22 protein-coding genes and 1 other annotated feature are annotated in these 21,300 nt (G+C 56.2%); of the genes, 13 read left to right on the forward strand and 9 right to left on the reverse strand.

Annotated elements, in window-relative coordinates:
* Positions 1-23 precede the first annotated feature (23 nt).
* Both ABLV54_RS22370 and ABLV54_RS22375 read right to left on the reverse strand, forming a co-directional pair.
* Positions 24-1,310: an HlyC/CorC family transporter gene (locus tag ABLV54_RS22370; RefSeq protein WP_023290690.1), complete on the reverse strand. Its 1,287-nt coding sequence runs from the start codon at positions 1,308-1,310 to the stop codon at positions 24-26.
* A 19-nt stretch (positions 1,311-1,329) separates the two neighbouring features.
* On the reverse strand, positions 1,330-2,121 hold the full coding sequence (locus tag ABLV54_RS22375) for an inner membrane protein YpjD (protein ID WP_002914153.1): 792 nt from the start codon (positions 2,119-2,121) through the stop codon (positions 1,330-1,332).
* Positions 2,122-2,284: 163 nt separating this feature from the next.
* Between ABLV54_RS22375 and ffh the strand changes: the two genes are divergently transcribed.
* The 7 genes from ffh (at position 2,285) to ABLV54_RS22410 (ending at position 7,951) form a co-directional block, all read left to right on the forward strand.
* Positions 2,285-3,649 carry a signal recognition particle protein gene (gene ffh, locus ABLV54_RS22380; RefSeq protein WP_002914152.1) on the forward strand — a complete coding sequence of 455 codons (1,365 nt, stop codon included), beginning with the start codon at positions 2,285-2,287 and terminating at the stop codon, positions 3,647-3,649.
* Positions 3,650-3,955: 306 nt separating this feature from the next.
* The gene (gene rpsP / locus ABLV54_RS22385) at positions 3,956-4,204 is read left to right on the forward strand and encodes a 30S ribosomal protein S16 (protein ID WP_002914149.1); all 249 of its coding nucleotides are present in this window, start codon (positions 3,956-3,958) and stop codon (positions 4,202-4,204) included.
* Between the two features lie 18 nt (positions 4,205-4,222).
* Entirely contained in the window at positions 4,223-4,771 is a 549-nt protein-coding gene (gene rimM / locus ABLV54_RS22390; protein WP_004150977.1) for a ribosome maturation factor RimM, read from the forward strand.
* Between the two features lie 31 nt (positions 4,772-4,802).
* Positions 4,803-5,570 carry a tRNA (guanosine(37)-N1)-methyltransferase TrmD gene (gene trmD / locus ABLV54_RS22395; RefSeq protein ID WP_002914147.1) on the forward strand — a complete coding sequence of 256 codons (768 nt, stop codon included), beginning with the start codon at positions 4,803-4,805 and terminating at the stop codon, positions 5,568-5,570.
* Between the two features lie 39 nt (positions 5,571-5,609).
* Positions 5,610-5,957 (forward strand): 50S ribosomal protein L19, encoded by a 348-nt coding sequence (gene rplS, locus ABLV54_RS22400; RefSeq protein ID WP_002914145.1) that lies wholly within the window; start codon positions 5,610-5,612, stop codon positions 5,955-5,957.
* 119 nt (positions 5,958-6,076) lie between these two features.
* Positions 6,077-6,535 carry a DUF2946 domain-containing protein gene (locus ABLV54_RS22405; protein WP_023290689.1) on the forward strand — a complete coding sequence of 153 codons (459 nt, stop codon included), beginning with the start codon at positions 6,077-6,079 and terminating at the stop codon, positions 6,533-6,535.
* 57 nt (positions 6,536-6,592) lie between these two features.
* Complete coding sequence (locus ABLV54_RS22410) at positions 6,593-7,951, forward strand: PepSY-associated TM helix domain-containing protein (protein ID WP_101881282.1); 1,359 nt, start codon at positions 6,593-6,595, stop codon at positions 7,949-7,951.
* 8 nt (positions 7,952-7,959) lie between these two features.
* Here ABLV54_RS22410 and ABLV54_RS22415 read toward each other — a convergent pair whose 3' ends face one another.
* Genes ABLV54_RS22415 through ABLV54_RS22425 form a run of 3 tightly spaced genes read right to left on the reverse strand, consistent with a single transcriptional unit; the run spans position 7,960 to position 10,181 of the window.
* Complete coding sequence (locus tag ABLV54_RS22415) at positions 7,960-8,442, reverse strand: OmpA family protein (protein WP_023290687.1); 483 nt, start codon at positions 8,440-8,442, stop codon at positions 7,960-7,962.
* 13 nt (positions 8,443-8,455) lie between these two features.
* On the reverse strand, positions 8,456-9,679 hold the full coding sequence (gene dgcN / locus ABLV54_RS22420) for a diguanylate cyclase DgcN (protein WP_023290686.1): 1,224 nt from the start codon (positions 9,677-9,679) through the stop codon (positions 8,456-8,458).
* The gene (locus ABLV54_RS22425; RefSeq protein ID WP_023290685.1) at positions 9,672-10,181 is read right to left on the reverse strand and encodes a YfiR family protein; all 510 of its coding nucleotides are present in this window, start codon (positions 10,179-10,181) and stop codon (positions 9,672-9,674) included. The genes dgcN and ABLV54_RS22425 overlap by 8 nt, the downstream gene beginning before the upstream one ends.
* A 342-nt stretch (positions 10,182-10,523) precedes the next feature.
* Between ABLV54_RS22425 and aroF the strand changes: the two genes are divergently transcribed.
* The 3 genes from aroF (at position 10,524) to ABLV54_RS22440 (ending at position 13,660) form a co-directional block, all read left to right on the forward strand.
* A complete protein-coding gene (gene aroF / locus ABLV54_RS22430; RefSeq protein WP_023290684.1) occupies positions 10,524-11,594 on the forward strand; it encodes a 3-deoxy-7-phosphoheptulonate synthase AroF in 1,071 nt (356 codons plus the stop codon).
* Between the two features lie 9 nt (positions 11,595-11,603).
* Complete coding sequence (tyrA, locus tag ABLV54_RS22435) at positions 11,604-12,725, forward strand: bifunctional chorismate mutase/prephenate dehydrogenase (RefSeq protein WP_004206843.1); 1,122 nt, start codon at positions 11,604-11,606, stop codon at positions 12,723-12,725.
* 62 nt (positions 12,726-12,787) lie between these two features.
* On the forward strand, positions 12,788-13,660 hold the full coding sequence (locus ABLV54_RS22440) for an SMP-30/gluconolactonase/LRE family protein (RefSeq protein ID WP_023290683.1): 873 nt from the start codon (positions 12,788-12,790) through the stop codon (positions 13,658-13,660).
* Here ABLV54_RS22440 and pheA read toward each other — a convergent pair.
* The 4 genes from pheA to bamD form a co-directional block, all read right to left on the reverse strand.
* Entirely contained in the window at positions 13,657-14,817 is a 1,161-nt protein-coding gene (gene pheA / locus ABLV54_RS22445) for a bifunctional chorismate mutase/prephenate dehydratase (RefSeq protein ID WP_023290682.1), read from the reverse strand. The genes ABLV54_RS22440 and pheA overlap by 4 nt on opposite strands.
* Before the next feature lie 24 nt (positions 14,818-14,841).
* Positions 14,842-14,966: a sequence feature (Phe leader region), on the reverse strand.
* On the reverse strand, positions 14,918-14,965 hold the full coding sequence (gene pheL, locus ABLV54_RS22450; RefSeq protein ID WP_100250063.1) for a pheA operon leader peptide PheL: 48 nt from the start codon (positions 14,963-14,965) through the stop codon (positions 14,918-14,920). Its footprint overlaps the feature before it by 48 nt.
* A 105-nt stretch (positions 14,967-15,071) precedes the next feature.
* Positions 15,072-15,407 carry a ribosome-associated translation inhibitor RaiA gene (gene raiA / locus ABLV54_RS22455; RefSeq protein ID WP_002914111.1) on the reverse strand — a complete coding sequence of 112 codons (336 nt, stop codon included), beginning with the start codon at positions 15,405-15,407 and terminating at the stop codon, positions 15,072-15,074.
* Between the two features lie 271 nt (positions 15,408-15,678).
* Positions 15,679-16,416: an outer membrane protein assembly factor BamD gene (gene bamD / locus ABLV54_RS22460; protein WP_004145664.1), complete on the reverse strand. Its 738-nt coding sequence runs from the start codon at positions 16,414-16,416 to the stop codon at positions 15,679-15,681.
* A 131-nt stretch (positions 16,417-16,547) separates the two neighbouring features.
* Here bamD and rluD point away from each other — a divergent pair, with 131 nt between their 5' ends.
* The 3 genes from rluD to clpB all read left to right on the forward strand — a co-directional run bounded on the left by rluD (position 16,548) and on the right by clpB (position 20,958).
* Positions 16,548-17,528, forward strand: coding sequence for a 23S rRNA pseudouridine(1911/1915/1917) synthase RluD (rluD, locus tag ABLV54_RS22465; protein ID WP_023290681.1), 981 nt, complete (start codon positions 16,548-16,550; stop codon positions 17,526-17,528).
* Complete coding sequence (gene yfiH, locus ABLV54_RS22470; RefSeq protein WP_023290680.1) at positions 17,525-18,256, forward strand: purine nucleoside phosphorylase YfiH; 732 nt, start codon at positions 17,525-17,527, stop codon at positions 18,254-18,256. Before rluD ends, yfiH begins: the two co-directional genes overlap by 4 nt.
* A gap of 128 nt (positions 18,257-18,384) precedes the next feature.
* On the forward strand, positions 18,385-20,958 hold the full coding sequence (gene clpB, locus ABLV54_RS22475) for an ATP-dependent chaperone ClpB (protein WP_004206837.1): 2,574 nt from the start codon (positions 18,385-18,387) through the stop codon (positions 20,956-20,958).
* Positions 20,959-21,300: the final 342 nt, after the last annotated feature.

A 21,300-nucleotide genomic window follows, 5' to 3' on the forward strand; every position in this document is an offset into this window, starting at 1 on the left:
TGATGTTAATTCCTTCGCTCGCGCTACTCCGCGACGCTCTCGCGTAATGATTTCACCGGCATCACTTTCACCTGTTTGATCATGTTGTCCTGCACGTCGAGGATATCAATATCATACTGCTCAATGCGCACGCGGGTGCCCGGGACCGGGATCTCTTCCAGCGCTTCAAGGATGATACCGTTGATGGTGCGCGCTTCATCTTCCGGCAGGTTCCAGTTGAACGCTTTGTTGATCTCGCGAACGTTGGCGCTGCCGTCGATTATCACCGTACCGTCGTTGAGCGGGGTCACTTCCTCCGCCAGGGTGGGTGACATGGAGGTGGTGAAGTCGCCGACAATCTCTTCAAGAATATCTTCTACGGTAACCAGCCCCTGAATATCGCCGTATTCATTAACCACCAGGCCGACTTTCTTTTTATTGCGCTGAAATTTCACCAGCTGGGTGCTGAGCGGCGTCCCTTCCGGAACAAAGTAGATCTCATCTGCCGCCCGCAGCATGATCTCTTTTGTGAACTCTTTCTTCTCCGTCATCAGGCGGTAGGCTTCACGGACGCGCAGCATGCTGATGGCATCGTCCAGCGAATCGCGGTAGAGCACAATGCGGCCGTGTGGGGAGTGGGTCAGCTGGCGGACAATAGATTTCCAGTCGTCATTGATGTCGATGCCGACAATCTCATTGCGCGGCACCATGATGTCGTTAACGCTGACCTTCTCCAGGTCCAGCACCGACAGCAGCATATCCTGATTGCGTCGTGAGATTTGTGAACGGGATTCATTCACAATCGTGCGCAGTTCATCTTTACTCAGGGCGCTGCTGATGACGGTATCGGTGCGGATGCCCATCATGCGCATCAGCATGCGGGTGATGGTATTCAGCAGCCACACCAGGGGCATCATCAGCACCTGCAGGGGCGCCAACAGGAAGCTGCTGGGGTAGGCGACCTTTTCCGGATAGAGGGCGGCGATGGTTTTCGGCAGGACTTCGGCAAACACCAGCACCACAAAGGTGAGCACGCCGGTGGCGATCGCGACGCCGGCATCGCCGTAGAGGCGCATGCCGACGATGGTGCCCAGCGCCGAGGCGAGAATGTTGACGAGGTTATTGCCGATGAGCACAAGGCTAATCAGGCGGTCCGGCTTGCGCAGCAGCTTCTCCACGCGCTTGGCGGGGCGGTTGCCTTGTTTCGCCATATGACGCAGCCGGTAGCGGTTCAGCGTCATCATGCCGGTTTCGGAGCCGGAGAAATAGGCAGAGATAATCACCATGACGATCAGCGTTATGATCAGCGTGGTGGTGGAGATATGTTCCACGTAGGATTCCTTAAAAGACTTAGCTCACGAACTGTTGCAGCACGCGGCTACCAAAATAGGCCAGCGTCAGCAGACCGGCGCCAGCGACGCTGAACCAGACCACACGACGTCCGCGCCACCCTTCATGATAGTGGCCCCACAGCAGGACGATATAGACGAACCACGCAATAATCGACAGCACCGCTTTATCAATGTTTTCGCTGCTGAACAGATTGTGCATATAGAACAGACCGCTACACAGCGTCAGGGTCAGCAGCACCACGCCGACCTGGGTGATGTGGAACATTTTGCGCTCAATGCTCATCAGCGGCGGCATTTCGCTACTGAAGGCCAGCTTTTTGTTCTTTAACTGGTAGTCGATCCACGCCAGCTGTAGCGCATACAGCGCGGCAATGATCAGCGTGGCGTAGGAGAAGAGCGACAGGCCGATATGCACCAGCATCCCCGGGGTGGTTTCCAGGTGGGTGATATATTCGTTAGGCACGAAGGTGGCGAAGGCCAGATTGATCAGCGCGAAGGCATAGACGATAGGCAGCAGCAGCCAGCCGCGATTGCGCGAGGCCACGATAGTCATTACCGTACAGATCATCAGGCTGACCAGCGACCCGACGTTCAGTAAGCTGAGGTTTTGCCCGCTCTCGCCGCCGGGGAATATCCGTGCTTCCAGCGCAAAAGCATGGCAGATCAACGCGATAGTCGCTGATAAAATCGCCATTCGCCGCCAGCTGCTGTTTTTTTGCAGCAAGCCGGGGATAATCAGCGCGAGGCTGACGGAGTAGGCGACAAGGGCGAGTAGAGCAAAAACAGGCATAGGTGTCGGCTGTTGGATAAATAAGAAAGAGAAGCAGTATAACGTCAGCAGGCCTCTGCTCCAACCGTTGCAGCACATTCAGATTGATGTCGTGTTATACTCCGCCACATTCGTTTTGTGTGTCGCTGCGGCGACCGACCGTTTCCACCTCAGGCGAGAGACAATGTTTGATAATTTAACCGATCGTTTGTCGCGTACGCTGCGCAACATTAGCGGCCGCGGACGCCTTACAGAAGACAATATTAAAGACACCCTGCGCGAAGTGCGCATGGCGCTGCTGGAAGCGGACGTTGCGCTTCCGGTGGTACGTGATTTCATCAGCCGCGTCAAAGAGAGCGCGGTCGGCCATGAAGTCAATAAAAGCCTGACCCCGGGTCAGGAGTTCGTCAAAATCGTCCGCAACGAACTGGTGGCGGCGATGGGCGAAGAGAACCAGACCCTCGACCTGGCGGCGCAGCCGCCGGCGGTGGTGCTGATGGCGGGCCTGCAGGGCGCCGGTAAAACCACCAGCGTCGGTAAGCTGGGGAAATTCCTGCGCGAGAAGCACAAGAAGAAAGTGCTGGTGGTTTCCGCGGACGTTTACCGCCCGGCGGCGATCAAACAGCTGGAGACCCTGGCCGAGCAGGTCGGCGTCGACTTCTTCCCGTCCGACGTCGGCCAGAAGCCGGTTGATATCGTCAACGCGGCGCTGAAAGAAGCGAAGCTCAAATTCTACGACGTGCTGCTGGTGGATACCGCCGGTCGTCTGCACGTTGACGAAGCGATGATGGACGAAATTAAGCACGTCCACGCCGCCATTAATCCGGTTGAGACCCTGTTCGTCGTCGATGCGATGACCGGCCAGGATGCGGCGAATACCGCCAAAGCCTTTAACGAAGCGCTGCCGCTGACCGGCGTGGTGCTGACCAAAGTGGACGGCGACGCCCGCGGCGGCGCGGCGCTGTCGATTCGCCATATTACCGGCAAGCCGATTAAATTCCTCGGCGTCGGCGAGAAAACCGAAGCGCTGGAGCCGTTCCATCCGGACCGCGTCGCCTCCCGCATCCTCGGCATGGGCGACGTGCTGTCGCTGATCGAAGATATCGAGAGCAAAGTCGACCGCGCGCAGGCCGAGAAGCTGGCCTCCAAGCTGAAGAAAGGCGACGGTTTCGATCTCACCGACTTCCTTGAGCAGCTGCGCCAGATGAAAAACATGGGCGGCATGGCCAGCCTGATGGGCAAGCTGCCGGGTATGGGCCAGATCCCGGACAACGTGAAAGCGCAAATGGATGACAAAGTGCTGGTGCGTATGGAAGCGATCATCAACTCGATGACCCTGAAAGAGCGCGCCAAGCCGGAAATCATCAAAGGTTCACGTAAGCGCCGTATCGCCGCCGGCTGCGGAATGCAGGTGCAGGATGTGAACCGTCTGCTCAAGCAGTTCGACGACATGCAGCGCATGATGAAGAAGATGAAGTCGAAAGGCGGCATGATGAAGATGATGCGCGGGATGAAAGGGATGATGCCTCCAGGCTTCCCGGGCCGCTAATACGCGTCATAATTCAAGCCGCAGATGCGTTGGCTGCGTTCGTTCACCCCGGTCACGTACTTGTGTACGTTCCCGGGGATTTACTCACTTGCCGCGTGATTCGGCCATTCGGCCTCACCCCTTCGGGGCCAGCGCAAGCGCTGTTCAAAATGCTTTTGCGTTTTGTCCTGCAACTCGAATTATTTAGCGTATGTAGTTTTGAATTGATTTTTGCACAGAAATCAGTAAAATTTTCGGGCTTTTAATATGACACCGGGCTCCGTTCCTCGATGGGGCCCGGTTGTTTTATTCACACAAGAGGATGTTATGGTAACTATTCGTTTAGCACGTCACGGCGCTAAAAAGCGTCCGTTCTACCAGGTTGTTGTCACCGACAGCCGTAATGCACGCAACGGTCGCTTCATCGAGCGCGTTGGTTTCTTCAACCCGATCGCTAACGGTGCGGAAGAAGAGACTCGCCTGGATCTGGATCGTATCGCTCACTGGGTTGGCCAGGGCGCTACTGTTTCCGATCGCGTTGCCGCGCTGATCAAAGCCGCTAACAAAGCAGCTTAATCTGTCACGGTGGTCATGATGAGCAAGCAACACACCGCACAAGCACCTGTTGATCCGATCGTATTGGGGAAAATGGGTTCTTCCTACGGTATCCGTGGTTGGCTCAGAGTGTTTTCCTCCACCGAAGACGCCGAAAGCATTTTTGACTATCAGCCCTGGTTAATCCAGAAGGCGGGTCAGTGGCAGGTCGTTGAGCTGGAAAGCTGGCGCCACCACAATCAGGACATCATCATCAAGCTGAAAGGCGTTGACGATCGTGATGCCGCGAATCTACTGACTAATTGCGAAATTATCGTGGATTCATCGCAGTTGCCGGAGCTGGAAGAGGGTGACTACTACTGGAAAGACCTGATGGGCTGCCAGGTAGTGACAACGGAAGGCTATAGCCTCGGTAAAGTCATCGATATGATGGAAACCGGGTCTAATGACGTGCTCGTCATCAAGGCAAACCTGAAAGATGCATTTGGTATCAAGGAGCGGTTGGTTCCGTTCCTCGATGGGCAGGTTATCAAGAAAGTCGATCTCACTACGCGTACTATCGAAGTAGATTGGGATCCTGGTTTTTAAATTCTCCGGATAAACGGTAAAAGACGGCGCTATGTGGATTGGCATAATTAGCCTGTTTCCTGAAATGTTCCGCGCAATTACCGATTACGGGGTAACTGGCCGGGCAGTAAAAAATGGCCTGCTGAGCATCGAAAGCTGGAGTCCTCGCGACTTCACGCATGACCGGCACCGTACCGTGGACGATCGTCCTTACGGCGGCGGACCGGGGATGCTAATGATGGTGCAACCCTTACGGGATGCCATTCATGCAGCAAAAGCCGCGGCAGGTGAAGGCGCGAAGGTGATTTATCTGTCACCTCAGGGACGCAAGCTTGATCAAGCGGGCGTCAGCGAACTGGCAACGAATCAGAAACTGATTCTGGTGTGCGGTCGCTACGAAGGGATAGACGAGCGCGTAATCCAAACCGAAATTGACGAAGAATGGTCAATCGGCGATTACGTTCTCAGCGGTGGTGAGTTACCGGCAATGACGCTGATTGACTCCGTTTCCCGGTTCATTCCGGGGGTACTGGGCCATGAAGCATCAGCAACGGAAGATTCCTTTGCTGATGGGTTGCTGGATTGTCCCCACTATACCCGTCCTGAAGTGTTAGAAGAGATGGAAGTACCGCCAGTATTGCTGTCGGGAAACCATGCTGAGATACGTCGCTGGCGTCTGAAGCAGTCGCTGGGCCGAACCTGGCTTAGAAGACCTGAACTTCTGGAAAACCTGGCTCTGACTGAAGAGCAAGCAAAGCTGCTGGCGGAGTTCAAAACTGAACACGCGCAACAGCAGCATAAACATGATGGGCAGGCGTGAGCCCCCAATATCAGTTTACCCAGGATAAGAGATTAAATTATGAGCAACATTATTAAGCAACTTGAACAAGAACAGATGAAGCAGGACGTACCTTCCTTCCGTCCGGGTGATACCGTGGAAGTGAAAGTATGGGTTGTTGAAGGTTCCAAAAAACGTCTGCAGGCATTCGAGGGCGTGGTTATCGCTATTCGTAACCGCGGTCTGCACTCTGCATTCACTGTTCGCAAAATTTCCAACGGCGAAGGCGTTGAGCGTGTCTTCCAGACTCACTCTCCGGTAGTTGACAGCATTGCTGTTAAACGTCGTGGTGCTGTACGTAAAGCTAAACTGTACTACCTGCGTGAGCGCACTGGTAAGTCTGCTCGTATCAAAGAGCGTCTTAACTAAGATTCGCTTTCGCGACATCCTGACAAAAAGGGCTGGCCTCAGGGCCGGCCCTTTTTTTATCTTTGTTGTAACCATCGTGATGTAAATCATTTACAATACGCCCTCTATTCGGAGGGGCGGTGGTCAGCAACAGTTTTCAGCAAACGACACCTAAACGGCGAGCCGCCTGGCTGGCGCTGTTGGCGATCCTGCTGATCGTCGTGGCTCCCCTGATCTCCGTCTCCCTGCAAAAAGACCCCATGAGCGCCATGCCCGGCATGCACCACGCCATGATGATGGACAACTCGCCAGCGAGTATGGCGCAGATGCCTGGCCACGAGATGGCGACGACGCATAGCGCAGACGGCGCTACGCATACCGGACACGAACTGCCGCTGGATCATGCCGAAGCGTGTGGCTATTGCGTGCTGTTAGCCCATGTCCCGGGTCTGCTTTTCGCGCTGGCGCTGTTCGTCGCCATGCTCCTGCGGCGCATTCGCCTGCCGGCTTCTCGGCCGGTATTAAAACACTGGCGTTACTTTCCCTGGCTTTACCCCGAAACCCGCGCCCCGCCGCGGCTGTCTGCTTTTTCCCTTTAATAAAAATGAATCTGCGCACTGCGCAACGACCTCTTTTTGCTTTGAAAAAGGAAAAGTATGACAACCTGCACCTCGCGCGCGGCATGGCTGAACCTGCTGCGTCGCCTCCATTTCTATATCGGGCTGTTTATCGGACCGTTTATCTTTGTCGCTGCCCTGACCGGCACGCTGTACGTGGCGACGCCGCAGCTGGAAAACTGGCTCTATCACGATGCGCTGTATGGCCTTCCCGAAGGCACCCCGCAGCCGCTCAGCGCCCAGATTGCGGTGGCAGAAGAAGCGACCCAGGGTAATCTGCGGCTGCTGGCGGTACGTCCGGCCCCCGCGGTGGGCGAGACCACCCGCATTATGTTTGCCGATCCGAGTCTCGGGGAGTCGGAATCCCGGGCCATTTTTGTCGATCCGATCGCGCTGCGGGTGAAGGGCGATATGACGGTCTACGGCACCAGCGGCATCCTGCCGCTGCGGCAGTGGATTGACTATGCGCATCGTTCGCTGCTGCTGGGCGACAGCGGGCGGCTCTACAGCGAACTGGCTGCCTCATGGATGTGGGTGGCCGCGCTGGGGGGCATTGCCCTGTGGGCGATGACGCGTCCAAAACGGCGGCTCAATAACGCCCTGCAGAATCATCGTCGGCTGCACGTGACGCTGGGCTGGTGCTTACTGCTGGGCATGCTGCTTTTCTCCGCCACCGGCCTGACCTGGTCGCAATGGGCCGGCGGCAACGTGGATAAAATGCGGGCGGCTTTCGGCTGGTGGACGCCACAGGTCAATACCCTGCTGCACGGTGAGGCGCCGATGGCGCACGATCCCCATGCCGGGCATCATAGGGAGGCGATGGCCATGACCCAGCATCAGCCAGCGCAGTTTGACCAGGCGCTGGCGGTGGCCCGTCAGGCGGGGCTGAACGCCAGCCGGCTGGAGATCCGTCCGCCGGTGTCAGACGAACGCGCCTGGACGGTGAATGAGATCGACCGCCGCTGGCCGACGCAGGTGGACGCGGTGGCGATCGATGGCGCCTCGATGCAGGTGGTGGATCGCACCCATTTTGCCGACTTTCCGCTGATGGCGAAGCTTACCCGCTGGGGCGTCGATTTCCATATGGGGATCCTCTTTGGTCTGGCGAATCAGCTGCTGCTGGTGGGGTTTGGCTGCGCGCTGTGCGTAACCATCGGCGTGGGGTACCGGCTGTGGTGGATACGCCGTCCGCCACAGGCCGTCTGGGATCCGGCGCTTTCCCTGCTGCAGGCATGGCTGTCGCTCGCCTGGCCTGCCCGTGGGCTGGTGCTGGGGATAGCGTTAGCCCTGGGGCTGGCCATGCCGTTGATGGGGATCAGCCTGGTGCTGTTCATTGCCGTCGACTACCTGCGCTGGCGCGCGGCAACGGCAATGAGGATAGCGAAGTCTAGCGATTAAGCGGACGTCTACGGCGTGCTGATGACCACCGTGACCCGGCGGTTTTCAGCGCGCCCGGCCGCGGTATCGTTGCTGGCGATCGGGTATTTTTTGCCAAGGCCGCGGGTGACTAAATTACTGCGCGGGATATGGGCGCCTTCCGCCCAGGCATCGGCTACGCTGTTGGCCCGCTTAAGCGACAGGGCTTCGTTATAACTATCCTCACCATAATTATCGGTGTGGCCTTCAAGGCGGCTATGTGTAATCCCGGTTGTCGCCAGCCGCGAGGCCATTTGGGTGATCTGCTGACGGCTGTCGGGACGTAGTCGGTAGTCATTCTTGTCAAACAGGATGCTATCGGATAAGCCCAGGGACCAATCGCCATTGCTTTCAGTGAAGCCATAAGATTTCATCGCCGCCACCTGCTCAGGGGTAAATTTTCCCTGAGGAGCCTGGCAACCTGTCAAAAGCGCCGCCGCCATCAGGGCGGGGGCGAAATATTTCCTGATCATAATGCGTCCTTTATTATTTCAGCATCTGCTGGATACGTTGGTTCTTCATCCGATACATGTTCTGATCGGCAAGTTCTTGCAGTGATTCCGCCGTGGCGTGTTCCCACGCCAGGGCATAACCGACGCTCAGCGAGAGCGTGGCGCTATGGCCATTGTGCAGGTTGAATGGCGGAAGAAATTGTTCTGACAGCGCCTGGCACAGGGCCTGGACTTCTGCTTCCGAGCGCACCTCGCGCAGCAGAACCGCAAACTCATCGCCGCCAAGACGCCACGCCAGATGGCGTTTACCGGCGAAAGTCATCAGGCGGCTGGCGACTTCCATCAGCACTTTATCGCCCGCCGCATGTCCCCAGTTGTCATTGATCAATTTGAAGTTATCGCCATCGAGAAAGAGTAACGCTGAGGTCTGGTGATCCACTTCATTTTTCATCAGCTCGGCGAGCGCGTTGCGAAAGGCGGCGCGGTTAGCCAGGCCGGTCAACGGATCGTGTAACGAGCTGCGCAACAGCTGAGCATTTTTGGCCTGCAACTGGCGCTGCCAGTCCTCCATCTCCCCCAGCAGACTGTTAAAGTCCTGGGCAAACAGATGGAACTCCTCGATACGCTCCTCCGGCACCCGCCGGGAGAAGTGGCGGTTTTCGCGAATATCATGCACGACCTCGGTGATGCTCTGCAGGGCGGCGACGATCCCCCGGTGCAGGGAGTGGGTCAGCAGCAGGCCGATGAACGAGGCGAGCAGAATGCTGCCGGTCAGTACCAGAATCGAGATGCCGAGAAAGTGGCTAATCAGTTCGTCAAGCGCGGTCAGTCGCAGCTCGCCGATTTGTTTCCCCTGGTGCCAGATGGGCTGCACCGTGGGCTCCGGAAACAGCCATTTACTAATAAGGCCGCTCACTTGTTCTTTGTTGGCCAGCGGTTCGTGGCGCCAGGCGGCGAAGTGCTGCTTCTGGCCGTTGAGCACGATCGCCTGGGAAATCTGCCCTTGCTTCCCCAGCGAAGCGAGGGTCTCCTCTGCTGCCGCGCTGTCGCCAAACACCAGGGCGGCTTCGAGGCTGCGGCCCATGGTCGCGGCAGTGAGCTCAAGATTTTTCTGCGCGTACTGCTTGAGCGTGAAAATAGAGGCCGTGCTCAGCAGCAGCCAGACCAGCGTCATGGAGATCACCACGCTTATCACGCTAATGCGACGCAGCGCGCGTTTGAACGTCGGGCGCGATGTCTGTGAAAAGTCCTTATTCATGTGGTTTCTTCCGGGCAAGCATCAGGACGTCCGGGTTAACCCGAACCCCGCTGTGCGTCAGAACGTCCAGATTAACGGAGAAGCGGACCCTGTCGTCGTTGATGATCAGGCAAAACGCGCTACCAATTGAGCAATCCGTATTTTGTTCTGCGATGAGTAACAGCGGCCTCGAGCCATAGCGGCGAGTTAATTCCGACTGTTGGGTCGGCGTTTCGCTGCCAAAATAAAAACCATCGCAGGTCGTTTTTAACGCTTCTTCACTATTACGTACTATCACCGGTTGATAAGGCAATGCATCCGGCGCTTCATGAGCCAGGCTATGGGTGAAGCGTGATGAGGCAAAAATGCATAGCTTCGGCGCCCCTGTTAATGACGGCCAACGGGTGTAGGTCACGATCCCGGAAACAATAGCGCGAACATGTTCTGAAGGTCCGGCAGCAAAAACAGGAGATACCGCGATGAGAAAAAATACAGTCAATAAAAGACGGTGTAATACTGTCATTAACGCTTCCGTCAAATTCGCCATAGCGCGGGAATAGCCGCTGCCGATGCCCGGCGAAGAATACCACTGATAGCAAAACCCGTCATTAGATGCGCCCTTTGCTTTGGGACAAATCTCACCAGGATTTTTCGTAATGCCGATGGCGCTGGCGAGCAATTTTGGCGCGATTTCATTATCTGTAAATATTATTGTACGGTTAATGCCATGGTAAGAGCCAATTAATTTATCACTGTAAATTAAAATTTACGGATTATGGATTGAATTCTTTACTTCGTATGGTATCGTTACGTCATGCCCGCTGAGGCAACCCTTATCGCAAACGAGCTACACAGGATCGCAATCATGCAAAAAGACGCGCTGAACAACGTACATATTACCGACGAACATGTATTAATGACCCCGGAGCAACTGAAGGCGGAATTCCCCCTGAGCGTTGAACAGGAAGCGCAGATCGCGCACGCCCGTGAAACCATCTCCAATATCATCGCCGGTCGCGATCCGCGCCTGCTGGTGGTCTGCGGTCCTTGCTCCATTCACGATCCGGAAGCGGCGATCGAATATGCTCGTCGGTTTAAAGCCCTTGCCGCAGAGGTCAGCGATAGCCTCTACCTGGTGATGCGCGTCTATTTTGAAAAACCCCGTACCACCGTCGGCTGGAAGGGGCTGATTAACGATCCGCATATGGATGGTTCGTTTGATGTTGAAGGCGGCCTGAAGATTGCGCGTCGTCTGCTGGTCGAGCTTGTGAATATGGGACTGCCGCTGGCGACGGAAGCGCTGGATCCCAACAGCCCGCAGTACCTTGGGGATCTGTTCAGCTGGTCCGCCATCGGCGCGCGAACCACGGAATCTCAGACGCACCGCGAAATGGCCTCTGGTCTTTCCATGCCGGTAGGCTTTAAAAATGGCACCGACGGTAGCCTGGCCACGGCTATCAACGCCATGCGCGCCGCGGCGATGCCGCACCGCTTCGTCGGTATCAACCAGGCCGGGCAGGTCTGCCTGCTGCAAACGCAGGGTAACCCGAACGGCCATGTGATCCTCCGCGGCGGTAAGGCGCCGAACTACGGTCCGGAAGATGTGGAGAAATGTGAAAAAGAGATGGCGCAGGCGGGACTGAAGCCGTCGCTGATGGTAGATTGCAGTCATGGGAACTCCAATAAAGATTTCCGCCGCCAGCCGGCCGTGGCTGAATCCGTTGTCGCGCAGATCAAAGATGGCAATCGCTCCATTATCGGCCTGATGATCGAGAGTAATATCCACGAGGGCAATCAGTCCTCTGAACAGCCGCGTGAGGCGATGAAATATGGCGTTTCGGTAACGGATGCCTGCATCAGCTGGGAAACCACCGATGCGCTGCTGCGTGAACTGGATAAGGATCTCCGCGGCCACCTGGCGGCCCGTTTGGTGTAAGAGGAAAGTATGGTTGCTGAACTGACCGCGTTACGCGATCAAATTGATGAAGTGGATAAAGCGTTGCTTAGCCTGCTGGCTAAGCGCCTGGAACTGGTGGCCGAAGTCGGCGAGGTGAAGAGCCAGTATGGCCTGCCGATTTACGTCCCGGAACGCGAGGCGGCGATGCTCGCCTCCCGGCGTGAAGAGGCGGCTGCGCTCGGCGTTCCGCCGGATCTGATCGAGGACGTTCTGCGTCGCGTGATGCGGGAATCCTATTCCAGCGAAAACGACAAAGGCTTCAAAACCCTGTACCCGAATCTGCGGCCGGTGGTGATCGTCGGCGGCGGCGGGCAGATGGGGCGTCTGTTTGAAAAGATGTTAACGCTGTCCGGCTACCAGGTGCGCATTCTGGAAAAAGAGGACTGGGCGCGGGCGACGGATATCGTCGCCGATGCCGGTATGGTCATTGTCAGCGTGCCGATTCACACCACCGTGGAGACGATCGCCAGGCTGCCGCCGCTGCCGGCGGATTGCATTCTGGTCGACCTTGCCTCGGTTAAAGCAGAGCCGCTGCAGGCGATGCTGGCGGCGCATCAGGGCCCGGTACTCGGCCTGCACCCGATGTTCGGTCCGGACAGCGGCAGCCTTGCCAAGCAGGTGGTGGTCTATTGCGACGGCCGCCAGCCGGAGGCCTATCAGTGGTTCCTCGAGCAAATTCAGGTCTGGGGCGCGCGCCTGCATCGCATCAGCGCGGTGGAGCACGATCAGAACATGGCCTTTATTCAGGCGCTGCGCCACTTTGCCACCTTCGCCTATGGTCTGCATCTGGCGGAAGAGAATGTGCGCCTTGAGCAGTTGCTGGCGCTCTCGTCACCCATTTACCGGCTGGAGCTGGCGATGGTGGGCCGTCTGTTTGCCCAGGATCCGCAGCTCTACGCCGACATTATTATGTCCTCGGAAAACAACCTGGCGCTGATTAAGCGCTACTACCAGCGGTTTGGCGAGGCGATCGGTCTGCTGGAGCAGGGCGATAAGCAGGCGTTTATCGATAGCTTCCGTAAAGTCGAACACTGGTTTGGCGATTACGCCCAGCGTTTCCAGAGCGAGAGCCGCACGCTGCTGCGTCAGGCGAACGATAATCGGCAGTAAAGCGAAAAAGATGTATACAATAAAGCCAGCGACCGCTGGCTTTTTTTATAGGGATGACAACGATGGCTGAACCACAACCGCTGTTTGACTACACCGGATACCTGCCGGAATGCCCGACCTGGAGTGAGGCAGAGCAGGCCCTCTACTGGGCCGATATCATGGAATGTGAAATTCACCGCTACGATACCCGCAGCGGCGAACACCAGGTGCTGCAGTTTCCGGAGGAGGTCGGCTGTTTTTCCCTGCGCGAGAAGGGCGGTTTTATCGTTGCATTGCGCAGCGGTATCTGGCTGACCGACGCCCACGGTCTGCTGCGGCGGAAAGTCTGCGATAACCCGAGCAACCCGGAACTGGCGCGGTTTAACGACGGCGGGACCGATCGCGACGGGCGCTTTTATGCCGGCACCTTCTGGGGCCCGGGGGATTACAACGGCGCGCTGCTGATGCGGGTCGATAACGACCTGAAGCCGACGGTGATCCAGTGCGACATCCATGGCGCCAACGGTCTGGCGTTTAGCGCCGACCGGCGCTGGATGTATACCTCCGATACGCCGAACGCCGTGATTTACCGTACGCCGCTGGATGAGCAGGGTGAGCCTGGCCGGCGCGAAGTCTTTCGCCGTTTTCTGCCGGGCGAAGGGATCCCGGACGGGGCGGCGATTGACGTGGAGGGATGTTACTGGAGCGCAATGTTTGACGGCTGGCGGATCGCTCGTTTCTCTCCGCAGGGTGAGGAGCTGGAGTCCTACCCGATGCCGGTACGTTGCCCGACGATGGTCTGCTTTGGCGGGGCGGATATGAAAACGCTCTACATCACCACCACCCGGGAAAACATGGAAGACGATGAGCTGGCGCAGTATCCGCTGTCCGGCGCTATCTTCACCCTGCCGGTGGCGGTGGCAGGGATGAAGAAATTGCCGTTCCGCGAACGCTAAACCGGATCCACCGGCACGACGTTTTCGCTGGGGTAGCAACCGAGAACCTTCATGGAGCGGGTGATCTCCGCCAGCTCCTTCAGCGCCTTGCGCATGGGCAGCGAGTCCAGGTTTGCCTGAATATCGAGATAAAACATCTCTTCCCATGGATTGCCATGGATTGGGCGAGACTCCAGTTTGGTCATGATCAGATTGTGATTGCGCAGCACCAGTAAGGCCTCCACCAGGGCGCCCGCCTGCTGACCGGTCGCCATTAACAGCGTGGTCTTCGCCGGAACCTGATCGGAGACGTTCACCGCTTTGCGCGCCAGAACGAGGAAGCGCGTAATATTCTGCGTCTGGTTGGCCTGGCAGTGCTCCAGCACCTGCAGACCGTACAGGGCGCCGCCCGCTTCGCTGCCCAGTGCCGCGACGGCCGGGGAGTTCGCCTGCGCGACTTTTTCCATCGCCGCTGAGGTGCTCTCGGTATATTCAATCTTCCAGTGCGGGTAGCGACTCAGATACTGGCTACACTGCTGGAACGGCTGCGGATGGCTGTAGACGGTCTGAATTTTATCGGCATCCGTCGAGGTGCTGACCAGTACGCAATGATCGATAGGGATCGTCAGTTCGCCAACGATCGACAGGCTGGTGTGCTGCAGCAGATCGTAGACGTCGTTGATCCCGCCGGAGCTGGTGTTTTCAATCGGCACTACGGCGTAATCGGCCTGACCGGTCTCCACCTGATTAAAAATATCGGCGAACTTCGCGCAGCCGCTTTCAATAAACTGCTCAAAGTGGCGAGCGGCGTACTGACGCGCCGCCAGATGCGAATAAGAGCCTTTGGGACCGAGGAACGCCACGCGAGCCGAATGCGGGTTAATTTTATTCAAGTGCTGCTGCAGCAGGGTTTGCTGGGTCAGAACAGAGTCTTCGATAATCAGCTGAAACAGGCGGGTGATGTAGTGTGCATCCAGATTATGACGCTTGCCGAGGGTCATCAGACGCTCCAGCAGATCGCGTTCGCGGTCAATATCACGCACCGGACGATGGGAGGCCAGTTTGGCTTTACCAACCTCAACAGCCAGCCCGCGACGCTCCGCCAGCAGAGCAAGCAGTTTCTCATCCAGCGCGCTTATCTTGTCGCGCAGCGCCAGTAATGGGTTTTCCTCGGTCATAGATGTTGCCTTTGTTGTTATCAAATAAAAAAGGCCTCCCGGGTGGGAGGCCTTATTGTTCGTCTTCGCATTCTTTCTTATACGACGAATTGCCTCCCGGTCAGGGGAAGGTAAAAAAGAATGCGAAGAAGAACGGGACGAGTTTCATGATGAATTCCTTTAAGTAGTGGGGATTACAGTACCTGTACTGTTTTCACTCTGTCAATAAAAAACGCGCCCGAAGGCGCGTGGCATGACACAACTTAAGTTAAGGATTACTCTTCTTCTTCCACAAAGCCTGCCTCTTTCACCGACGTCGCGGCGCGGCGGGCTTCCCCTTTGTGTTGCACTTTATTGAGCTGCCGTTCCAGCTTGTTGATCAATTCGTTAATGGCGGCGTACATATCTTCATGACGCGCACTGGCAACCAGATGGCCGTTTGGCGTGTTAATGGTTGCGTCAGCGATAAAACCCTGCGGCTCCTTAGACAGAATGATGTGCGGGTTAATTAAATGAGTTTGCCACTTATCCAGTTTGGCGAGACGGTCTGCGACATGCTGGCGGATTGCCGGAGTAATTTCCATTTGTTTACTGGTAATGTTCATTGTCATAAATTTTACCTCTTGTCTTTCCCGTCTTGGTGAATCCAGCATACCTTTCCCAATGTCAAAATGTGTGATCTAAATCACATTTTATTGTCACTTTTTGTCAACGAATTCATTTTGTGAGACAGGGCAGGAAGAGATGAGATTTTACTTGTCGAACCCGACAAAGCAGGCCATATTTGATGAGTTAACCCGGCGCTAAACCGCTTCAGCAAGCCAGGATAATGGATAAAAAAACGGCAGCCAGAGGCTGCCGTTTGCGATCTATGAATCAGGCTCAGGTGTTCTTGCTGTTCGCGGCGATAATCTTCGCGACTTTGTCCGCCTGAGCGTTCATCTGCATTTGACGATAGGCGTTTTCCATCTTCGGCAGGGCATCGCGGGTGGCCTGGGTATCCGGATAGTTACGCATCATACCTTCCACGCGGTTAACGACGGCAACCCATGCGCCGCGGTCGGTGTAGTAATCCACCACAGACAGCTCATACTTCGCCAGGCGATCTTTCAGGAACACCATGCGCTTATAGGCGTCAGTGGCATACTGGCTGTTCGGGTAGCCACGTACCAGTTTGGAGAAGTCATTGAAGGCATCGCGCGCGTGCTGCGGATCGCGGTCGGAACGATCGACGCCGAAGAAGCCCTGCAGGGCGCTGTCATCCAGAGCCATGTTGGTCAGGCCGCGCATATAGATGACGTAGTCGATGTTCGGATGGGTGGGGTTCAAGCGCATGAAGCGATCGATGGCGGCCTGAGCCAGCGGCAGATCGGCGTTTTTGTAATACGCATAAATCAGATCCAGCTGTACCTGTTGGGAATAAGGGCCGAATGGATAACGGTTATCCAACGCTTCCAGTTGCGTTATCGCCTGTTTCCAGTTACCGTCCTGCAGTTTTTGCTGGGCGGTCGCGTAGATTTCATTCGGCGGATTATCAGGCACCTCTTCCTTAGAGCCGGAGCAACCCACCAAAGCCAGGCTCAGTGTGGCGGCTGCCACCAGGTATTTCATGCGCGTCATGACGTTTTGACTTCCTCAAAATGTTTATGCGGGAGAATCTCTGTTCCTGCTCCCGATTAAGACCAGCTACAATAGCACACTATATTAAACGGCAAAGCCGTAAAACCCAACGTTAAACGAAGAAGCTGTATATGGCACAACGAGTACAACTCACCGCAACGGTGACCGAAAATCAACTCGGTCAACGCTTAGATCAGGCTTTGGCCGAATTGTTCCCTGATTATTCGCGATCGCGGATAAAAGAATGGATCCTCGACCAACGCGTATTAGTCAATGGCGCCATTGGCGATAAACCGAAAGAAAAAGTGCTGGGGGGAGAACGCATCGCTATCGATGTGGAAATCGAAGAAGAGGCGCGCTTCCAGCCGCAGGATATTCCGCTCAATATCGTTTACGAAGATGACGACATCCTCGTGATCAACAAACCGCGCGATCTGGTTGTACATCCTGGCGCGGGCAACCCCGACGGTACTGTGCTGAATGCGCTGCTGCACTACTATCCGCCTATTGCCGATGTGCCGCGTGCGGGTATCGTCCACCGTCTGGATAAAGACACCACCGGTCTGATGGTGGTGGCGAAAACCATTCCAGCGCAAACCCGACTGGTGGAGTCGCTGCAGCTGCGCGAGATCACCCGTGAGTACGAAGCGGTGGCGATCGGTCATATGACCGCCGGCGGTACGGTGGAAGAGCCGATCAGCCGTCACCCGACCAAGCGTACTCATATGGCGGTGCACCCTATGGGCAAGCCGGCGGTGACCCACTACCGCATTATGGAACATTTTCGCATTCATACCCGTCTGCGCCTGCGTCTGGAAACCGGGCGTACGCATCAGATCCGCGTGCATATGTCGCATATTACCCATCCGCTGGTAGGCGACCAGGTGTATGGCGGCCGCCCGCGTCCGCCGAAGGGCGCGTCGGAGGAATTCATCACCGCGCTGCGTAAATTCGACCGCCAGGCGCTGCACGCCACCATGCTGCGTCTGTACCATCCGATTACCGGTATTGAAATGGAGTGGCATGCGCCCATCCCACAAGATATGGTCGAGCTCATCGAGGCGATGCGCGCCGATTTTGAAGCCCATAAGGACGATATTGACTGGTTATGACTAAACTGATTGTACCGCAGTGGCCAATGCCCGGCAGCGTGGCGGCCTGTAGTTCTACCCGCATCGGCGGCGTGAGTCTGCCGCCCTATGACTCGCTCAATCTGGGCGCCCATTGCGGCGACAATCTGCAGCATGTCGAAGAAAACCGGCGGCGGATGTTTGCCGCCGGCGGCTTGCCGTCTTACCCGGTTTGGCTGGAGCAGGTTCATGGTACCGATGTGCTCACGCTGGACGGCGGACCCTATCCGTCGAAACGCGCGGATGCCTCTTATAGCCGTACGCCAGGGACTGTCTGCGCGGTGATGACCGCTGACTGCCTGCCGGTCCTCTTCTGTAACCGCGCCGGTACCGAAGTCGCCGCGGCGCATGCGGGATGGCGCGGCTTATGCGAAGGGGTTCTGGAAGAGACGGTCGCCCGTTTCGCCGATAAAGCCGAAAACATTATGGCGTGGCTGGGGCCCGCCATCGGTCCGCAGGCGTTTGAGGTGGGGCCAGAAGTTCGCGACGCTTTTATGGCGAAGGATGAGAATGCGCACCGTGCTTTTCGTCCGGCAGGCGAAAAATATTTTGCTGATATCTACCAACTGGCTCGGCAGCGTCTGGCAAACGTCGGCGTTGAGCAGATTTTCGGCGGCGATCGCTGCACGCTAAGCGAAAAGGATGATTTTTTCTCTTACCGGCGCGACAAGACCACCGGTCGTATGGCAAGTTTCATTTGGCTGATATAACCTAGAGAATCAAGACGATCCAGAAGGCAAACTTATTTTTCGCATAGTTCAGGTCTTTAACCTTGAATAATTGAGGGATGACCTCATTTAATCTCCAGTAGCAAATTTGACCTGTTATGGGAGGAGTTATGCGTCTGGATCGTCTTACCAATAAATTCCAGCTTGCTCTTGCCGATGCCCAGTCGCTCGCACTCGGGCACGACAACCAATTCATCGAACCTCTTCATTTAATGAGCGCCTTGCTGAATCAGGAAGGGGGATCGGTACGTCCTTTATTAACCTCGGCGGGCGTGAATGCCGGGAAACTGCGCACTGACATCGAACAGGCTCTGAGCCGTTTACCGCAGGTGGAAGGCACCGGCGGCGATGTACAACCTTCTCAGGATTTAGTGCGGATCCTGAACCTTTGCGACAAGCTGGCGCAAAAGAAAAAGGACAATTTTATTTCGTCAGAACTGTTTGTTCTGGCGGCGCTTGAATCACGCGGTACGCTGACCGACCTTTTAAAATCCGCCGGAGCAACAACCGCCAACGTGACCCAGGCGATTGAACAAATGCGCGGAGGTGAAAGCGTGAACGATCAGGGTGCCGAAGACCAACGTCAGGCATTGAAGAAATTTACCGTCGATCTCACCGAGCGTGCCGAGCAGGGCAAGCTGGACCCGGTTATCGGCCGTGATGAAGAGATCCGCCGTACCATTCAGGTACTGCAGCGCCGTACCAAAAACAATCCGGTGCTGATTGGTGAACCCGGGGTGGGTAAAACCGCTATCGTCGAAGGCCTGGCGCAGCGTATCGTCAACGGCGAAGTGCCGGAAGGGCTGAAAGGCCGCCGGGTGCTGGCGCTGGATATGGGCGCGCTGGTGGCCGGGGCGAAATACCGCGGTGAGTTTGAAGAGCGTCTGAAAGGCGTGCTGACCGACCTGTCGAAACAGGAAGGCAACGTCATTCTGTTTATCGATGAACTGCATACCATGGTTGGCGCCGGTAAAGCCGATGGCGCGATGGATGCAGGCAACATGCTCAAGCCGGCGCTGGCGCGTGGTGAACTGCACTGCGTCGGGGCGACGACGCTTGACGAATACCGTCAGTACATTGAAAAAGACGCTGCGCTGGAGCGCCGCTTCCAGAAAGTGTTCGTCGCCGAGCCATCGGTAGAAGATACCATCGCTATTCTGCGCGGCCTGAAAGAACGTTATGAACTGCACCACCACGTGCAGATCACTGACCCGGCAATCGTGGCGGCGGCGACCTTGTCGCATCGTTACATTGCCGACCGTCAGCTGCCGGATAAAGCCATCGACCTTATCGATGAGGCGGCGTCCAGCATCCGTATGCAGATCGACTCGAAGCCGGAAGAGCTGGACCGTCTCGATCGCCGTATCATCCAGTTGAAACTGGAGCAGCAGGCGCTGAAGAAAGAGTCTGATGAGGCGAGTCTGAAGCGTCTTGATATGCTCAACGAGGAGCTGGCGGATAAAGAACGGCAGTACTCGGTGCTGGAAGAAGAGTGGAAAGCGGAAAAAGCGTCCCTCTCCGGCACTCAGACCATCAAAGCCGAGCTGGAGCAGGCGAAAATCGCCATCGAACAGGCGCGTCGCGTCGGTGACCTGGCGCGGATGTCTGAGCTGCAGTACGGCAAAATTCCGGAACTGGAGAAACAGCTGGCGGCAGCCACTCAGTCCGAAGGGAAAACCATGCGTCTGCTGCGTAATAAAGTGACGGATGCTGAAATCGCCGAGGTGCTGGCCCGCTGGACCGGTATCCCTGTCTCCCGCATGATGGAAAGCGAGCGTGACAAACTGCTGCGTATGGAGCAGGAACTGCATCATCGGGTAATTGGCCAGGATGAGGCGGTTGAAGCGGTATCTAACGCGATTCGCCGCAGCCGTGCCGGGCTATCCGATCCGAACCGACCGATTGGTTCATTCCTGTTCCTCGGTCCGACCGGGGTCGGTAAAACCGAGCTGTGTAAAACGCTGGCTAACTTTATGTTCGACAGCGACGACGCGATGGTGCGTATCGATATGTCCGAGTTTATGGAGAAACACTCCGTCTCGCGTCTGGTCGGTGCGCCTCCGGGATACGTCGGTTATGAAGAGGGCGGTTACCTGACCGAGGCGGTGCGCCGTCGTCCTTATTCCGTCATCCTGCTGGATGAAGTGGAAAAAGCGCACCCGGATGTGTTCAACATTCTGCTGCAGGTACTCGACGACGGGCGCCTCACTGATGGGCAGGGGAGAACGGTCGACTTCCGTAATACGGTGGTCATCATGACCTCGAACCTCGGTTCCGATCTGATTCAGGAACGGTTCGGCGAGCTGGATTACGGACATATGAAAGACCTGGTGCTGGGAGTGGTCAGCCAGAACTTCCGTCCGGAGTTCATCAACCGTATCGATGAAGTGGTGGTTTTCCATCCGCTGGGTGAGAAACACATTGCTTCTATTGCCCAGATCCAGCTGCAGCGTCTGTATAAACGTCTGGAAGAGCGCGGATATGAAGTGCGGATGTCCGATGAGGCGCTGAAGCTGCTAAGCGCCAACGGGTACGATCCGGTATACGGCGCGCGGCCACTGAAACGCGCTATTCAGCAGCAGATTGAGAACCCGTTAGCCCAGCAGATCCTTTCTGGTGAGCTGATTCCGGGTAAAACCGTCGAGCTGGTAGTGAAAGACGACCGTATCGTGGCAGTGCAGTAAGTCACAAAACGACAAAAACGGGCCCAGCGGGCTCGTTTTTGTTTAAAAACCAGGCAAGAATTAAAGCTCAACACCTGATTTGGTTGAAAAGTGAGCGGTTGAATTCTTTTTTTGAATTTATCCTTGTCACTTCAGAATTACCCCCTATAATGCGCCTCCACTGACACGGAACAACGGCAAGCAAGCCGCCGGGACAGCAGGATTCAACAGCGAAAGCAACGTTGAAAACCGACAGAGAAAAGCAAAATAAGCGCTTGACTCTGAATGAGGAAAACGTATTATACGGGACCTCGCGACAGAGCGCTAAAGCGCGTCGCAACTGCTCTTTAACAATTTATCAGA

It is taken from the genome of Klebsiella sp. JB_Kp042 (assembly GCF_040065275.1).
Classification (GTDB): domain Bacteria; phylum Pseudomonadota; class Gammaproteobacteria; order Enterobacterales; family Enterobacteriaceae; genus Klebsiella; species Klebsiella quasipneumoniae.

Coding starts and splice junctions, on each gene's coding strand:
- ABLV54_RS22375 (WP_002914153.1), bottom strand. CDS start 2,121: ATGCCTGTTTTTGCTCTACTCGCCCTTGTCGCCTACTCCGTCAGCCTC.
- ffh (WP_002914152.1), top strand. CDS start 2,285: ATGTTTGATAATTTAACCGATCGTTTGTCGCGTACGCTGCGCAACATT.
- rpsP (WP_002914149.1), top strand. CDS start 3,956: ATGGTAACTATTCGTTTAGCACGTCACGGCGCTAAAAAGCGTCCGTTC.
- rimM (WP_004150977.1), top strand. CDS start 4,223: ATGAGCAAGCAACACACCGCACAAGCACCTGTTGATCCGATCGTATTG.
- trmD (WP_002914147.1), top strand. CDS start 4,803: ATGTGGATTGGCATAATTAGCCTGTTTCCTGAAATGTTCCGCGCAATT.
- rplS (WP_002914145.1), top strand. CDS start 5,610: ATGAGCAACATTATTAAGCAACTTGAACAAGAACAGATGAAGCAGGAC.
- ABLV54_RS22410 (WP_101881282.1), top strand. CDS start 6,593: ATGACAACCTGCACCTCGCGCGCGGCATGGCTGAACCTGCTGCGTCGC.
- ABLV54_RS22415 (WP_023290687.1), bottom strand. CDS start 8,442: ATGATCAGGAAATATTTCGCCCCCGCCCTGATGGCGGCGGCGCTTTTG.
- dgcN (WP_023290686.1), bottom strand. CDS start 9,679: ATGAATAAGGACTTTTCACAGACATCGCGCCCGACGTTCAAACGCGCG.
- ABLV54_RS22425 (WP_023290685.1), bottom strand. CDS start 10,181: ATGACAGTATTACACCGTCTTTTATTGACTGTATTTTTTCTCATCGCG.
- aroF (WP_023290684.1), top strand. CDS start 10,524: ATGCAAAAAGACGCGCTGAACAACGTACATATTACCGACGAACATGTA.
- tyrA (WP_004206843.1), top strand. CDS start 11,604: ATGGTTGCTGAACTGACCGCGTTACGCGATCAAATTGATGAAGTGGAT.
- ABLV54_RS22440 (WP_023290683.1), top strand. CDS start 12,788: ATGGCTGAACCACAACCGCTGTTTGACTACACCGGATACCTGCCGGAA.
- pheA (WP_023290682.1), bottom strand. CDS start 14,817: ATGACCGAGGAAAACCCATTACTGGCGCTGCGCGACAAGATAAGCGCG.
- raiA (WP_002914111.1), bottom strand. CDS start 15,407: ATGACAATGAACATTACCAGTAAACAAATGGAAATTACTCCGGCAATC.
- bamD (WP_004145664.1), bottom strand. CDS start 16,416: ATGACGCGCATGAAATACCTGGTGGCAGCCGCCACACTGAGCCTGGCT.
- rluD (WP_023290681.1), top strand. CDS start 16,548: ATGGCACAACGAGTACAACTCACCGCAACGGTGACCGAAAATCAACTC.
- yfiH (WP_023290680.1), top strand. CDS start 17,525: ATGACTAAACTGATTGTACCGCAGTGGCCAATGCCCGGCAGCGTGGCG.
- clpB (WP_004206837.1), top strand. CDS start 18,385: ATGCGTCTGGATCGTCTTACCAATAAATTCCAGCTTGCTCTTGCCGAT.